Source organism: Aurantimonas marina (assembly GCF_017183135.1).
GTDB classification, from domain to species: domain Bacteria; phylum Pseudomonadota; class Alphaproteobacteria; order Rhizobiales; family Rhizobiaceae; genus Aurantimonas; species Aurantimonas marina.
In genome coordinates this window covers 36,809-52,651 of record NZ_JADDXW010000018.1, presented here as the reverse complement: position 1 = coordinate 52,651, position 15,843 = coordinate 36,809, and the positions used below count along the sequence as shown (strand labels likewise).

Here is a 15,843-nt window from a genome sequence, read left to right as displayed (position 1 = left end):
TCCTCTTTGGATCAGGCTGCTGGGATGGCGGGCGCGGCACGCCCAGCCCGTTCATGTGCCAGAAGGCCGCCGGGCCGTGTGTAGTAGGCCCAGGTCAGCACGACGCAGATCGCGTAAAAGCCGAGGAACCCCCAGAGCGCCGCCACCGGCCCCCCGGTCATGGCGATCGAGGTGCCGTAGGCTTTCGGGATGAAGAAGGCGCCGTAGGCGGCGATGGCGCTGGTAAAGGCGATGATCGCCGCGCTCTCACGCTCTGCCTGCTTGCGCAGCGCGCTCCCGTCCAGCTCCGGCATCAGACGCGGGATTTCGCGGGCCATGATCGCGGGGATCATCTGGAAGGTGGAGGCGTTGCCGACGCCGGTCAGGAAAAACAGTGTCATGAACGAAGCGAAGAAGCCCCAGAACGCGCCCGGCTGTTCCTTGATGCCGAGGAAGAAGATCACCCCGAACACCGCCGCGATCATCCCCAGGAAGGTCCAGAAGGTGACCCGGCCGCCGCCGAACTTGTCGGAGACCCAGCCCGTGCCGGCGCGCGACAGCGCCCCGACCAGCGGCCCCAGGAACACGAATTGCAGTGCGTTCACGTCCGGAAACTGAAGCTTGGTCAGCAGCGGAAAGCCCGCCGAATAGCCGATGAAGCTGCCGAAAGTGCCGGTGTAAAGCACGCACATGATCCAGTTGTGCTTGCGGCTGAAGATGACCGCCTGCTCCTTGAAGCTGGCCTTGGCGTCGGCGATGTCGTGCATGCCCAGCCAGGCCGCGACGGTGGCCGCGATGATGAACGGCACCCACACGAACCCCGCGTTCTGCATCCAGAGCTGGCCGCCATCCGACATGATCTGCGGCTGACCGCCCAACGCGCCGAAGACGCCAGCGGTGATGACGATCGGCACCAGGAACTGCATGACGGAGACGCCGAGATTGCCCAGGCCCGCATTCAACGCCAGCGCGTTGCCCTTTTCCGCCTTGGGGAAGAAGAAGGCGATATTGGCCATCGACGAAGCGAAGTTGCCGCCTCCAAGACCGCACAGCAGCGCCAGAACCAGGAAGATGAGATAGGGCGTTTCCGGATTCTGCACAGCATAGCCGATGCCCATGGCCGGCAACAGCAGCGAGGCGGTGGACAGGGTCGTCCACAACCTGCCGCCGAAGATCGGCACCATGAAGCTGTAGAAGATGCGCAAGGTCGCACCGGAAAGCCCAGGCAGCGCTGCCAGCCAGAACAGCTCGCCCGGCGTGAAGTCGAAGCCGATCGCCGGGAGACGCGCCACCACGACCGACCACACCATCCAGACGGAGAAGGCCAAAAGCAGTGCCGGGATCGAGATCCACAGGTTTCGACGCGCGATGCGACGGCCTTTTTCGTCCCAGAAGGTCTTGTCCTCGGGGCTCCATTCGTCCAGCACGCGCGTCCGCGCTTGCCGGTCCGCATCATGGATTTCCTGCATCTCGGGCAGTTGAGGCAGTTCGTCGAGCGCCGCCCCCTGCGCCGCACGCTCCATCGCCCGGATCGACAGATGCATCCAGGCCAGCGAGATGGCGACGATCACGAAGAGCAGCGCGAAACTGCTGGTATAGATACCGGTCAGATCGAGCAGCGCGCCGAAGGCGATCGGCAGGAGAAAGCCGCCAAGCCCGCCGATCATGCCGACCAGACCACCAACCGCACCGACGTGATTGGGGTAGTAGACCGGGATGTGCTTGAACACCGCCGCTTTGCCGAGGCTCATGAAAAAGCCGAGCACGAACAGCGTGATGACGAAGGGCCATTGTCCCATTTCGGTCGAGAACGCGATCGGACCATCCTTGCCCTGGATCACGTAATCCGTCGGCGGATAGGACAGCATGAACAGCAGGACCAGCGAGAAGCCGAAGGTCCAGTACATCACCGACCGCGCACCGAACCGGTCGGACAGATGCCCGCCATAGGCCCGAAACAGCGAGGCGGACAAGGAGAAGGCCGCCGCCGACATGCCCGCCGTGCGGATGTCGAGGGCGTAGACGTCGACGAGATAATGCGGCGTCCACAGCGCCAGCGCCACGAACCCGCCGAACACGAAGAAGTAGTAAAGCGAAAACCGCCAGACCTGGAGGTTTTTCAGGGGCGCGAACTGCTGGGCCAGGCTAGGCGCTTTCGTGCCGGACTTGCGGCGAGCCACCAATGCCGGGTCATCCTTGGCGAAGAGGAAGAAGACCAGGCCCATCAGTGCCAGGGCAACGGCCCAGACATGGGCGACCCCCTGCCAGCCGAAGGCAACCATGACGAAGGGGGCCACGAATTTGGTCACCGCCGCGCCGACGTTGCCGGCGCCGAAAATGCCCAGGGCCGTGCCCTGTTTTCCCGCGTCATACCAGCGGGACACATAGGCCACCCCGATGATGAACGAGCCGCCGGCAAGGCCGATGCCAAGCGCGGCGACGAGATACATCAGATAGGTCGACGCCCAGGTCAGCATCCATGTCGCGGCCGCCGTCAGCAGCATCTGCGCCGTGAACACGATACGGCCGCCGTATTTCTCGGTCCAGACACCAAGAATAAGCCGGGTAAGCGATCCAGTCAGAATGGGGGTGGCGACCAGCAAGCCGAACTCGAACTCGTTGAGCCCCAGCTCGGCCTTTATCTCGACGCCGATGATTGAAAAGATCGTCCAGACCGCGAAGCAGGCCGTGAAGGCGATCGTGCTCAGCCCCAGCGCTCGTGTGCGCTCGGCATCCGAGACGTGTGCCTGCTCCATCATGATCTATCTCCGCTTCCGACGCGTTTCGTCGCGCCGGAGTGGGACGGAAGAAGCCGCCGCGACTTGACCGAGATCAAACCGCAGCGGCCGGCGAGAGCAATCGAACTAGATTTGATGATAGGCGCCGCAATGACCTGGGTTTGTCAGGCGTCAGGAATTCATATTGCCTATATCCACTAGACTGATGTCTGTTCATCAATTACCAAATATCAAGCGAACTGTCGGAGACGAGTTGATTCATGCGTGAAACGGTCCTTCCGGCGATCCGCCGCCTTCCGCTGTTTCGATCGATGGCGGAGGAGAATTTTCTCGCCCTGACGCGCGCGGCGTACGATCAGACCTTTCCGCCCCAGATCCAGCTGATCGACGAGGGCGAGTCTGCCGATTTTCTCCACATCGTCGTGGAGGGCTCGATCGAGCTCTTCGCGGGCTGGCAGGAGCGTGAAACCACGCTGGCGGTGGTGCGGCCGCGTTCGACCTTCATCCTCGCCGCCTGCATGCGAGACGCGCCTTACCTAATGTCGGCGCGCACACTGGAGAAAACCCGCCTCATCCTGGTGCCCAGCAGCGATGTGCGAACCATCTTCCGCACCGATGGCGAATTTGCGTTGGCCACCATCGCCGAGCTTTCGGCCGGTTACCGCGGCATGGTCCGGCACGCCAAGGATCTCAAGCTGCGCAGCGCACGCGAGAGGTTGGCCGCTTACCTTCTGTGTCAAGCCGGGGCCGCCGGCGACAGAGCAAGCTTTGTCCTACCCATGGAAAAGCGGGTGCTCGCCTCTTTCCTCGGAATGACACCCGAAAGCCTCTCGCGAGCGATGAAATCCCTGCAGGCGGACGGCGCCGTGGCCGACGGCCAGCGGGTGATCATAACGGATCGTCCGGCGCTTGAGGCACTGGCGCAGCCATCTCCGCTCATCGACGGTCCGGACGAAGATGTTTGATCGACCAGCGGATAGCGCGGTCATTCGAGCAAGGCAGCCAAGCGCATGACGGCGCTGCTTGAGGAGGTCTGCCGTGCGACTGCGCGACAGGATCGCAAGGGAATAGGATCGGTCAGACGGGGCCGGTGCCGTCTCGACCGGAAAGCGATCTCATCGAACTCATCGCAAGGAAGACCGCTCTTCGGGAAAGACGCCACTCATGCCCCTCCTCTATCTCGCGAACAGAGGTCGGCAGGCATCTGTCAATTGCCGCGCCATCAGCGATATCACTCCGATGAGGTCGGCCGCTCACCGGGCGATCTGGGCGGTGATCTCGTCCGAGTCGCCGGCTTCAGATAGAAGGCCGGGGGCGGCAACGATGGTGCCCATCTCTGTCACCGCGCATATGGCCCGCAAATGGCCGAGATGCAGCGGCGATTCGCGGGCGATCAGCACCAGCCGGCGCCGCTCCTTCAGCTGGACTTCGGCGGCGCGGACGAGCAGATTGGCGATCGGCATCCCCTCCGATCACCATGAGATCGCGCGAGGGTTCCATGCCCGCGCCAGCGCCCAGGATATGTCGAACCAGCTTCGGGGATCCATGCGGCGGTACAATCCCGCGAGCTTTTCTCTCGTCCGAACTCTCTCCGTCGACAGGCGTGCGACCGCATCTCGTTGAGAATTCCACAGTTAAGCGGATGAGGATTGCCACACCCTGAAGAACACTCCCGCAGGCCTAGGGCAGCGGGGCAGGCTTCAGCATGTACCCGGCCGCCGAGCTTCGCGGCGCCGAGGGCACATCCCCGCGCTCCCATTTCTGACCGGAAATCGCCGAGTAGACGGTCTGCATGTGCTGGACCGTCGCCGTCGCCGCGGCGGCCGGATCGCGAGACTCGAGCGCCATGAAAATAGCCCGGTGCTCGATGCGATAGCGGTCCCGCAGAGCTGGGTTGAACGACGCCCGCTTCAACCGGTCCCATTCCGCCGTGCTGCGCATGGTCCGCATCATCTCCATCACCATCGTGAAGACCGCGTTCTGGGTGGCGTCGGCCAAGGCACGGTGGAAGGCGATGTCCCATTCCTCGAAGGCCTCGAATTCATCGCTCGTCTCGGAGCGGATGAGGCACATCTCGAGCCGCTCTAGATCCTCCTTGCGCGCCCGCAAGGCCGCTTCGCGCGCGATGGCGGGCTCCAGGACCAGACGGGCCTCCATGAGTTCGATCGGCGAAGCGTTTTCGCCGGTCGCTTTCGATGCCTCCGGCGGCGCGCTGACGAAAGTGCCGCGTCCGACATGTCTAACGATCGCCCCTTCCATCTCGAGGCGCGCCAAGGCCTTGCGCAAGGTCGCCCGATTGATCCCCAGCCGATCCGCGAGCGCCCGTTCGGTCGGCAGCCTGACTCCGGGAGCCAGGCCGTCGTCGCGCAAAAGCCGCCGGAGTTCGTCCAGCGCCAGATCGGCGGAGCCTCGCTTGGGATCGAAACCTTGCATTGCGTCTTTCATTGGTTGACATTACCAAACCAAGAATATACCAAATTGCCATAAAGGTCAACCAATAAGGCCTTGGACAGAAACGGAAACGACGCGACATACCGCGTTTACCAGGGAGGTTACACGATGAAATTCACCACAAACCCATCTCGCCGCAAGTTTCTTGCCAGTACGGCAGCCGGCGCCGCCGCGCTGTCGCTCGGTCTGGGCCGCTCGGCCTTTGCTCAGGAATTTCCCGCCGGCAACATGGAAATTACCATCCCGACCGGAGAAGGCGGCGGCGCCGATCGCGATTCCCGCGCATTCGTCCAAGTCTGGAACAAATATCTGAAAACCAACTTCGAGTTCGGCTACTACCCTGGCGCCGCGGGGCAGGTCGGCTACGAATTCTTCATGCAGAAGGAGCCGAACGCCTACAATCTCTTGTTCTCGAACCTCGGTCCCGAGGTCATAATGTTAACGCTGCAGAATGTCGGCATCGATATCGGCAAGGATCTGGTCTACATCCGGCGTACCAGCACCGAACCAATGGCAGTTTGGGTTGGTCCGGACTCGCCGTTCGAATCACTTGAGCAGCTTGTCGAGGAAGGCAAGAAGCGGCCGGTGAGCATTTCCGTCAGCCGTCTGCCACATCCCGCCTCGATCGGCATGCTGGCGCTCGGCGAGGCGACCGGCGCCCAGTTCAACCTGATCCCGTTCGGCGGCGGCAACCCGACGGCGATGGCGGCCATCACCGGCGAAGTCGACGCCTCCGCCCTGCCGCTGGCTAACCCGATCGCGCTCGGCGACCAAGCCCGCGTGCTCGGCATCTTCGCCAATGAGAACACCGTTCCCAAGGTGACCGGCAATGCGCCAACAGTGAACGGGGCGCTTGGAACCGATCTGCCGGAACTGTTCAGTTCGCGCGCCTGGGCGGTCCACGCCGCGGCGGTCGAGCAATATCCCGAGCGGGTCGAGTTGCTGAAGTCCACCATCGACCAGACCATGGCGGATCCTGCCTATGTTGAGGCGGTGAAGGCGGCCGGCGTCCCGCCCGAGTTCATCACGCCGGGTGACCAGGAAACAGCGATGGCGGAGGCCGCGAAAACGCGCGAACTCGCCGAGCGTTACCGCGACCTCTTGACGGGCAATTAAACCAACCTCCGGCAAGGAGGCTTTCCCTGACGGGGCGGCCACGCGGCCCCCCGTCTCCCATCCGTTCGCAAGCAGGATCTCGCCGATGTTGGATCGCGAAACCAGGAAACCGGTCGGGGCTGATCTCATTATCCCCGTCGCGGCGGGCGCCTACGCCATCTATTACGTGCTGTCCGTCCGGAACTTTCCCTGGCAAGCGCAGATGAGCGGGATGATCCTCGCCGCGCTGATGCTGCTGCTCGTCCTGATCTATCTGGCCAGAGTCGCGATCGGCCTTCGCCGCGGCCGGTATTCGATGGGCTTCGGCGATTTCTTCGGGGCGCCGGCCTCGCGCGCCAGTCGGGCGATCTTCGTCGCACTGATCGTCGCGTATATTTTCGCGGTGCCCTATCTCGGCTTCACCCTCACCACATTTGCCTTTCTGGCGCTCTCGTTTCACGTCGCCGGCGCGCGCCCGGTCGGGCGCGCCTTGCTGACGGCCGGGCTTGCCGCCCTCGGCGGTTGGTTCTTCTTCATCGTTCTCTTGAACACCCGGTTTCCCAAGGGTCCGTTCGAGCAGCTCATGGGGGCCATCTTCTGATGGAATTCGACGCCGCCTTCATCACGGGCCTGTTCCTGCATTCCTTCAGCCTCTGGTGGGTGATCATCCCAGCCGTGCTAATCGGCATCGTCATGGGCGCGATTCCCGGTTTCGCCGCCCACAACACGATCATCATCCTGTTGCCGCTGACACTCGCCCTCGATGTGGAAGTGGCGCTAGTGTTCATGGTTGCGCTCTACAGCGCCTCGCATCTCGGAGGCGGAATACCGGCGATCCTGCTCAACATTCCCGGCACAGGCGGTGCGGCCGCGACGACGCTCGACGGCTATCAGATGACCAAGAACGGCCAGGCCAGCAAGGCGCTTGCGGTCTGTTTTGTGGCGTCGGTGATGGGCGGACTGATCAGTTCGATCGTGACGCTGTTCGCGCTGCCGGCGCTGTCGCGCGTCGGTTACTACGTCCACAGCGTCGAGATGGTCGTGATCATGCTGTTCGGCCTCGCGCTGATCGCCTCCATCGCTGCCCAGGACATGTTGAAGGGCCTGATCGCTGGCGCTTTCGGATTGATGCTCGGGGCGATGGGGGCGGACCACATCTACGCGACGCCGCGCGGCACCTTCGGCTTCCTGGAACTCTTCGACGGCGTGCCACTGGTGCCCGCCTTGATCGGCCTCTTCGCCATCTCCGAAGCCCTTGTCATGCTCGAGCAGAAATGGCTCGTCGACACCAAGGGCACGATCTCCGTGCCTACCACCACCTGGGCGAACAGCCTCAGCGAGACCCTGCAGGCCTTCCGCAAATGGTGGTTGATCAGCTGGGCCAGCCTGCTCGGGCTGGTGATCGGCGTGCTGCCGGGTGCCGGCGCCTCGATCGCGGCCTTTGTCGCCTACCAGCAGGCCCGGCTGTTCTCCAAAACGCCGGAACGGTTCGGCACCGGCTTTTCGGACGGCGTCGCAGCGCCCGAGGCCGCCAATAACGGCGTGACCACCGGAACGCTGGTGCCGCTGCTCGCCATCGGCGTGCCGGGCGGCAGCACGGCGGCGGTGATGATGGTCGTGCTGCAGTTCCACGGCTTTCCGTTCGGCCCTCGGCTCTTCGTCGAGGCCCCGGAACTGGCCTATGGCGTCATCACGGCGATGGCGGTGTCCTACGTCTTCATGTTCCTCACCATCGTCCCGATGGTTCGCTACATGTCGCGGATCACCGTCGTCTCGACGATGTATCTCGCGCCGATGATCGTTGCGTTCACGTTGGTCGGCGCCTTTGTCCCGCGTGGGTTTTTGTTCGACATGGGGATCGCCTTCGCCTTCGGTATCATCGGCTACGTGGCGCGCAAGACCGGCTACCACGTCGCCGCCATTTTGATCGGCGTCATCCTCGGGCCGCTGATCGAGCGCTCCTTCATCCTCGCCATGCGAATTTCCGGAAACGACCCGATGGTGATGTTCTCCTCCACGATCGGCAATATCCTCTGGGTGCTGCTGGTTCTGAGCCTCGTGCTGCCGTTCGTGACGACGCGGTGGCGCGACCGGCGGGCCAAGGCGGCGGGACCATCGACGGGAGCCGGTCGATGAGCCCCGCGGATCAGCCGCTTTCGCACCGGGTGCGTCAGATCGCGATGCTCGACATCGCCGGCGGCGGCCAGGTGGTGGTCGATGGCGATCATGTCTTCATCGGGCACATGAAGCCGCCCTACGGCACCACGATCGTCGACGTCTCGGACCGCAGAAATCCGAAGGTCGTGGCGGACATCCGGCTGGAGACGGACGCCTCGCACACCCACAAGCTGCGTGTCGTCGGCGACCTGATGATCACCAATGTCGAACAGAACGACCGCCACTTCAAACGCCGCGCCAAGGGCATTGCCGCCACCGAAGCGGCGCTGCGCGACGAACTCGGCCGCGATCCGGGCGAGGCGGAGGTGGCGGCAAGGGTCGGCGTCACGCCTGGCGACATGCCGCGACTGCGCAAGGCCGCGAATGAAAGCTATGACGAGGGCGGCTTCAAGATCTGGGACATTTCCGACCGGACCAAGCCGTCCCTGCTCGCCTACGAACGCACCCATGGCGTCGGCGTCCATCGTTTCGATGCCGACGCGCGTTACGCCTACATCTCGACAGAGATGGAGGGCTACGTCGGCAACATCCTGGTTGTCTACGACCTGGCCGAGCCCGCCCGGCCGCGCGAGGTCTCGCGCTGGGCGCTGCCTGGCCAGCACGTAGCCGGCGGGGAGAAACCCCATTGGCAGGGCCTCAAGAACCGCCTCCACCACGCCATGCGCTGCGGCGACGAGCTGTGGGCGGCGGTCTGGAACGCCGGGATCCGGGTCATCGACGCGACCGAGATCACGAATCTCAGAACCATCGGGGCCTATGACTACCATCCGGCGATTCCGGAGCCGACCCATACCGTCATGCCGTTCGAGAATCCGATCGGCGGCCGGCGCATCGCCGCGGCGATCGACGAGGAGCACGACCATTTGCACGGCCGGCTGCACGGGTTCCTCTGGCTGTTCGACGCGAGCGACCTGGGCGATCTCAAGCCGCTGTCGATCTTCAGTCTGGGCGAGCACGCCTCACCTTACAGCCAGGCACCCGGCCGATTCGGTGCACACCAGTTCCACGAGCGGCTCGATACGACCCTGATCTACGCCACGTGGTTTTCCGGCGGCCTGCGCATCATCGACGCCAAGGACCCTACCCTACCGGAAGAGGTCGGCTTCTTCATCCCCGAACCGCTCGGTGACGAGCCGAGCCCGCAGTCGAACGACGTCGCGGTCGGCGACGACGGGATCATCTACCTGCTCGACCGCAATCGTGGCCTGCACATTTTGGAGTTCGAGGGGGCGTGAGGTCTTGAACGAAGGATCGGAGGCGACATGAAAACCCGGAAGCTCGGCGACCAGGGACTGACCGTCTCGGCGATCGGCCTCGGCTGCATGTCGATGACCGATATCTATGGCCCGGCGGACGGAGAGGAGTCGATCGCGACGATCCACCACGCGCTGGATCGCGGCGTCGACTTCATCGACACCTCCGACATGTATGCCAACGGCCGCAACGAGGAGCTGCTGGGCGCGGCGCTGGAAGGCCGGCGGAAACACGCCGTCCTGGCCACGAAATTCGGCAATCTGCGGCTGCCTGACGGCAAGACCGGGGTGAACGGTACGCCGGAATATGCCCAAGCCGCCTGCGAGAAGAGCCTGCAACGGCTCAAAACCGAGGTGATCGACCTCTATTACCTGCACCGCGTCGACCCGAATGTGCCGATTGAGGACACGGTCGGGGCGATGGCGCAGCTGGTCGAGGCGGGCAAGGTGCGCTTCATCGGGCTTTCGGAGGCCGGCGCGTCGACGATCCGCCGCGCTCACGCGGTGCATCCGCTGAGCGCTGTGCAAACCGAATATTCTCTGTGGACCCGCGACGTGGAGGCGGAGATCCTGCCGATCTGCCGCGAACTCGGCATCGGCTTCGTACCCTATTCGCCGCTGGGGCGGGGATTTCTTACCGGCGTGATCGGCGGCGAGGCCGATCTGGCGGAGAAGGACCGGCGCCGCGACATGCCACGCTTCACCGGCGAGAATCTTGCGCAAAACCTCCAGTTGCTGGAGAGCCTGCGCGCCACAGCCGACGCCCATGGCGCCACGCCGGCGCAAGTGGCGCTGGCGTGGCTGCTTTCACGCGGCGACGACATCGTGCCGATTCCCGGCACCAAACGACCGCAGCGTGTGGACGAGAATGCCGCTTCGCTCGACCTCTTTCTCACCGACGCCGAACACGCCCGGCTCGACAAGGCCTTCCCGCCCGGCGCGGCGGCGGGCCTGCGCTATCCGGAGCCACAGATGAAGCGCCTCGGCATCTGACTCATCCCATCATCGCCAACAATCAGGACCAAAACATGCAGGACGACATTCGCGCGACGACGAAGACCGAAGGCAAGGAACACCGCACGACATCGAACGGCCAGGAGGTTTTCATCTGGGAGAAGCCAAGCGTGGCCGAGGGCCCCGTCCGCGGCACCATCCTGTTCGTGCATGGATCGTCCATGGCCAGCCAGCCCACCTTCGACCTGCAGGTCGACGGCATGCCGGAAGCCTCGGTCATGGACTGGTTCGCCAGTCGCGGCTTCAACACCTGGTGCTTTGACTGCCGCGGCTATGGCCGCTCCTACAAGGGCGAGGATGTGCTGGCGACGATCGCCGACGGCGCCGACGACGCCAAAGCGGTCTCCGATTTCATCATCGAGCGCGGCGAGAGCGGACCGCTCTTTGCCTATGGCATTTCCTCCGGCGCGCTCCGCGCCGCGACGTTCGCCGAACGCCATCCCGACCGTGTCAGCCGCCTGGCGCTCGACGCGATGGTCTGGACCGGCGAGGGCAGCCCGACGCTGGAGCAGCGGCGCAAGAAGATCGACGATTGGCGCGGAACCGTCCGCCGTCCGGTCAACCAGGATTTCATGTGGTCGATCTTCACGCGCGACCACCCCGGCACCGTCCATGACAGTTTCGCCCAGCCCTTCATCGATCAGGTGCTGGCGCTCGACGATTCCATGCCGAACGGCACCTATATCGACATGTGCACCCGGCTGCCGCTGGTCGATCCGGAAAAGCTGGAGGCGGCGACGATCGTCATGCGCGGCGAGTTCGACGGCATTGCCGGCATCGACGACCTGCTCGCCTTCTTCAAGCGGCTGCCGAACGCCGACAAGGAGTTCGCGGTGATGAAGGGCATCTCGCATGCGTCCTTCACCCAGAAGAACTTCCTGATGGCCTATCAGATCCTGCATGGCTTCTTCACCCGGCCGGCATCGGACTATCACGGCTGAATTGCCGGCGAAAAGCAGACACTGGACTGGAGAGGAAGCCCGGCAGGATGAAGTTCATACGGTATGCGAAGAACGGCGAATCACGGATCGGCGTCGTTGAGGATCAGATGGTGCGGGCGATCGAGCCGGCCATTTCCGACATGGTCGAACTGATCGAGAATTACGATCGTCTGCGCGGCGAGATCCGCGCCGTCGGCGAATCGATGCCGCTCGACAGCCTGACGATCGAAGCGCCGATCCCTGCGCCGCGCCGCAACATTTTCTGCGTCGGCAAGAATTATCACGCCCACGCCAAGGAATTTTCCCAGAGTGGCTTCGAGGCCGGTGCAGTGGCGGGGGCCGAGGTTGACGACTTTCCGGCCGTCTTTACAAAGCCCGCCTCATGCGTGGTAGGAACCGGCGATGTCGTGCAGTTGCATGGCGACGTCACGCAATCCGTCGATTACGAGATCGAGCTCGCCCTGGTGATCGGCAAGGGCGGCCGCAACATCCCCAAGGCCAGGGCTTACGACCACATCTGGGGTTATATGATCGTCAACGACGTGACGGCGCGTGACCGTCAGAAACAGCACAAGCAGTGGTTTCTCGGCAAGGCCCTCGACACCTTCTGCCCGATGGGGCCTTGGATCGCCACCGCGGACGAGGTCGACCCGGAAAACCTCGACCTGGAAACGCGGGTGAACGGCGAGGTCCGGCAGCAGGCGAACACCAGCGACCTGATTTTCGACATCCCGAGCCTCGTCGAGACGATTTCGGCCGGTCTGACCTTGGTGCCTGGCGACATCATCGCCACCGGTACGCCAGTCGGCGTCGGGATCGGCTTCAAGCCGCCCCGATTCCTCAAACCCGGTGACACCGTGCGCATGAGCATTACGGGGCTCGGTGCGCTCGAAAACAGCTTCCAGTAGGCTCGAGGGCGCAGCGGATGCTGAGCGGACCGTTCGCCCTCATCGGGCTTGCCCTGCTGGTTCTCGGCACGTCGTTCCTGAGCGGGGTGTTCGGCATAGCCGGCGGCATGGTCCTAATGGGCGGGCTCCTGTTCCTGATGCCTGTCCCGGCGGCGATGATCCTGCACGGCGTCACCCAGCTGGCCGCCAATGGCTGGCGGGCGGCGCTGTGGTGGCGCTATATCGATTTCTGGGTCGTGGCGCGGTTCGCCGCCGGATCGGCGGCGGCGCTGGCGCTGTTCTCGTTTCTCTTGCTCGTGCCTGATCGCGCCACCGTGCTGATCTGCCTTGGGCTGGTTCCGTTCATGGCCTTCGCTCTACCCGAGCGTTACGCCCCCCACGCCCGGCGACGTGGCGCCGCCGAATTTGCCGGCTTTGTCGGCACGGGCCTGCAGTTCGTATCGGGCGTGTCGGGACCGCTTCTCGATGCATTTCTCGTCCGTATGCCGGTCGATCGCCGCATCATCGTGGCCAGCAAATCGGCCTGCCAAGTCTTGGCCCACGGCATGAAGCTGGTCTATTTCGGCGTTATCGTAACGGCGGGAGATGGCGTTGTCTCCCCCTGGCTCCTGCTGATGGGAGCGGGCCTGGCGGTCGTGGGAACCTCGCTGGCCCGCACCATCCTCGATCGCATTACCGACCGGCAGTATCGGGTTTGGACCAAGGGGATCGTACTAGGAATCGGGGCGGTCTATCTTGTTCAGGGAATCGCGATTCTCGCCGCCCCAGGGTAGGGATGCGAGATACTTCGAAACGAGGTCTCGAATCCGCCCGGTGGGCTTGCACTCGATTTTCGCGGCATCCTTCTTCTGCAACGGCACGATCGCCTCGCCCCCGAGGAGTGTCCGTCTTCCGGGTCAATCGCGACGCCTCGGCACTTCCTGGCTGAATCCTTCATTGACTGTCGTCCGAACCCGCCTCCTCTTCCCGCCGCGGGGCTGTCGCGGAGATCTTCGCCGCCGGCTTGCGCCAGTATTCCGGCCAGGGCGCCAACCGGTGCAGATTCCATTCGGCCGGCGGGTCTGCGATGGCGTGGTCGACGTTCGGTCGACCGGATACAGGGTCGCTTCGGATTGCCAGTGACCCGGACCGCCGCAGAGTCCGCAATGTCACCAGGACCGCGCCCGAACGACAGGCCGACAGGCGGATCGCGCGGGCGACGATCGCGATGTCGCCGCCATCGCACGCGACGCCGGTCTTCTCGTAATCGTCCGTCCAGACGACCTTTAACCCGTCGCGGGTCTCGAAGCGGCAAAGCGCTTCGTCGCAGTCGGCCGCAATACTCCGGCGGGGTTCCCGGTCGGTCGACGGCCTCCCCCTCGCCTCGAAGGCGCGCTCCCATTGCGCGGCGACGAAGTCGTTCGGACGGTCGCGCAGAAAGGCGAGTTGCCCGTCCCTGGCGATCAGTGCCACCTCCTTGCCGTCCTCGAATATGAGGAGCTCAGGTGGCGGCATACGATAGGGTGCCGCCGCCAGTCCGGCGAGGGCCAGCGGAACCGCTAGATAGCGTAGGCGACTTGCGAAGCATGCGGCCGCCAGTATGGCCGCTGTCAGCAAGACCAAGCCGGTGGCCGTGGTCAGGCCGATCGCCTGATCCGGCAAGCGCTCGTAGACGAACCGGGCGATCCGAAGCACGATCCCGATGCCGTAGCCCATCGCCTGAAACGCCCATGCGTCGACACCAAAGGGCATCGCCAATGAGCCGATCAACGCCAGTGGCATGATCCAGAGGGTAAACAGCGGCATGGTCAAAACGTTGGCGACGAGGCCGAACGTCGCCAGGCGATTAAAATGGTACGCCGCATAGGGCGCCGTGGCCGTTCCGGCGATGAGCGAGGTCATCGCGATCGCCGCAAACGCCAACAGGATGCGGTGCGCCCAGCCCCGGCTTCCCGGTGGGACAGGGGACGATCGCGCTCGGCGCCGCGAAAGTGCCGCATACCCGCCGATCAGCGCGACCGTTGCGGCAAAGCTCATCTGGAAGCTGGCGGTCATCACCGCGTGCGGCGTCAGCGCGATCACCACGATGGCGGCGATCGAAACGTTGCGGAGCGTCAGGGCCGGGCGATCGAGCAGGACCGCCGTCAGCATGATGGCAAGCATGATGAAGGCCCGCTGCGTCGCGATATTGGCGCCCGACAAGCCGAGATAGAACGCGGCGACGACAAGCGCGGCGACGGCGGCGATTTTCTTGATGGGAAACCGCAATGCGAGCGGCGGCACCAGCGCGAACACCGAGCGAACGAAGAGCATGGCGAATCCCGCAACGATCGCCATGTGCAGACCGGAAATCGACAGGACATGGGCAAGCCCGGTTCCGCGCAGCCACTCCTCCGCCTCGTCTGGAATGCCGGTCCGTTCGCCGGTGACGAGCGCGGCGGCGATGCCGCCCTCCGCTCCGCCGATGATCTGGCTGATGCGTTCGGTCATGGCCAGGCGAACCGTCGAGAGACGGTTTCGGAACCACGCGCCGAAACCGTTTCGCGCCGGGTCGCCGGAGATGTCGGGACCGGCGGGCTCCGGCGCTCCCAGAGAGAATCCGTAAGCGCCGATGCCGTTGAAGAACGGCGCAAAGGCGAAATCGTGAGAACCTGGAAAAGCCGGACCCGACGGCGGCCGCAGTCGGACAAGGCCGCGGAAGTCGCCGCCGGGCGGAATCGGAGCGTGGCGGCTACCGACGACGATCCGCACCCGTTCCGGCGGGCGCGAAAGGACTGGCCTTTCGGTCGAGGCAATGTCGATCACATAGCGATAACGGCCGCTGTCGGTGCGCTCACGCGATACCACGTTGCCGACGATCTGCACTGTCGCCTCGCCCGAGAACAGCGTTGTGTCCGTGCGCTCGATCTCGGTTATCGCCAAGGCGGCGCCGGCAAGGACGAAGCCGGCGCAAACCAGCGATGGGCGAAGCACCGGCCGCCCCGGAACGCGGACGGCGAGCGCCAGAAGCGCGATCGAAGCGATGGCGGCGACCGCCAGACCGGGGCGCCAACCGATGCCGTAAACGATTACCACCCCGACCATCAGGCCGATTGCGATCAGATGAAAGCCGGAGCGGTGGCGGGTCTCGGCCTCCAATTGGCTGGCGAGCCAGCCAGCGGTGATCGCTCCCCATTCGGCGCGGGGCGGCGGCAGGAGCCCGCGCCAGGCTCTGAAGCCGCCAGCACGGGTCCGCCGTCCCTTCTGCTCTTTCGCGCTGTCGTCGCGGTCGGCGGCTGTGTCCATCGGCTCCGGGTCCCGTCGCCTT

General features: G+C 64.3%; 12 protein-coding genes and 1 pseudogene. 9 read left to right on the top strand and 4 right to left on the bottom strand.

The features are described 5' to 3' along the window. Window positions 1–11 precede the first annotated feature (11 nt). Complete coding sequence (locus ING15_RS16890; protein WP_408628703.1) at window positions 12–2,738, bottom strand: nitrate/nitrite transporter; 2,727 nt, start codon at window positions 2,736–2,738, stop codon at window positions 12–14. A 239-nt stretch (window positions 2,739–2,977) separates the two neighbouring features. Here ING15_RS16890 and ING15_RS16885 point away from each other — a divergent pair, with 239 nt between their 5' ends. Beyond that, entirely contained in the window at window positions 2,978–3,682 is a 705-nt protein-coding gene (locus ING15_RS16885; RefSeq protein WP_206456007.1) for a helix-turn-helix domain-containing protein, read from the top strand. 326 nt (window positions 3,683–4,008) lie between these two features. Here the strand turns inward: ING15_RS16885 and ING15_RS19790 are convergent. Further along, a pseudogene (locus ING15_RS19790) lies at window positions 4,009–4,168 on the bottom strand (flavoprotein); the annotation flags it as partial. A 229-nt stretch (window positions 4,169–4,397) separates the two neighbouring features. Next, window positions 4,398–5,150: a FadR/GntR family transcriptional regulator gene (locus ING15_RS16875; RefSeq protein ID WP_206456006.1), complete on the bottom strand. Its 753-nt coding sequence runs from the start codon at window positions 5,148–5,150 to the stop codon at window positions 4,398–4,400. Window positions 5,151–5,276: 126 nt separating this feature from the next. Between ING15_RS16875 and ING15_RS16870 the strand changes: the two genes are divergently transcribed. The 8 genes from ING15_RS16870 (at window position 5,277) to ING15_RS16835 (ending at window position 13,330) form a co-directional block, all read left to right on the top strand. Then, window positions 5,277–6,284, top strand: a complete 1,008-nt coding sequence (locus ING15_RS16870) for a tripartite tricarboxylate transporter substrate-binding protein (RefSeq protein WP_206456005.1) — start codon at window positions 5,277–5,279, stop codon at window positions 6,282–6,284. A gap of 85 nt (window positions 6,285–6,369) precedes the next feature. Next, entirely contained in the window at window positions 6,370–6,864 is a 495-nt protein-coding gene (locus ING15_RS16865; RefSeq protein WP_206456004.1) for a tripartite tricarboxylate transporter TctB family protein, read from the top strand. Next, window positions 6,864–8,399 carry a tripartite tricarboxylate transporter permease gene (locus tag ING15_RS16860; RefSeq protein ID WP_206456003.1) on the top strand — a complete coding sequence of 512 codons (1,536 nt, stop codon included), beginning with the start codon at window positions 6,864–6,866 and terminating at the stop codon, window positions 8,397–8,399. The genes ING15_RS16865 and ING15_RS16860 overlap by 1 nt, the downstream gene beginning before the upstream one ends. Next, the gene (locus ING15_RS16855; protein WP_206456002.1) at window positions 8,396–9,676 is read left to right on the top strand and encodes an RNA polymerase subunit sigma-70; all 1,281 of its coding nucleotides are present in this window, start codon (window positions 8,396–8,398) and stop codon (window positions 9,674–9,676) included. Before ING15_RS16860 ends, ING15_RS16855 begins: the two co-directional genes overlap by 4 nt. Window positions 9,677–9,703: 27 nt before the next feature. Further along, on the top strand, window positions 9,704–10,687 hold the full coding sequence (locus ING15_RS16850; protein WP_206456001.1) for an aldo/keto reductase: 984 nt from the start codon (window positions 9,704–9,706) through the stop codon (window positions 10,685–10,687). A gap of 35 nt (window positions 10,688–10,722) precedes the next feature. Then, window positions 10,723–11,649, top strand: a complete 927-nt coding sequence (locus ING15_RS16845) for an alpha/beta hydrolase (RefSeq protein ID WP_206456000.1) — start codon at window positions 10,723–10,725, stop codon at window positions 11,647–11,649. Window positions 11,650–11,696: 47 nt separating this feature from the next. After that, entirely contained in the window at window positions 11,697–12,557 is an 861-nt protein-coding gene (locus tag ING15_RS16840; protein ID WP_206455999.1) for a fumarylacetoacetate hydrolase family protein, read from the top strand. A 17-nt stretch (window positions 12,558–12,574) separates the two neighbouring features. Beyond that, a complete protein-coding gene (locus tag ING15_RS16835) occupies window positions 12,575–13,330 on the top strand; it encodes a TSUP family transporter (RefSeq protein WP_206455998.1) in 756 nt (251 codons plus the stop codon). Between the two features lie 160 nt (window positions 13,331–13,490). Here ING15_RS16835 and ING15_RS16830 read toward each other — a convergent pair whose 3' ends face one another. Beyond that, complete coding sequence (locus ING15_RS16830) at window positions 13,491–15,821, bottom strand: ComEC/Rec2 family competence protein (protein ID WP_206455997.1); 2,331 nt, start codon at window positions 15,819–15,821, stop codon at window positions 13,491–13,493. Between the last annotated feature and the right edge of the window lie 22 nt (window positions 15,822–15,843).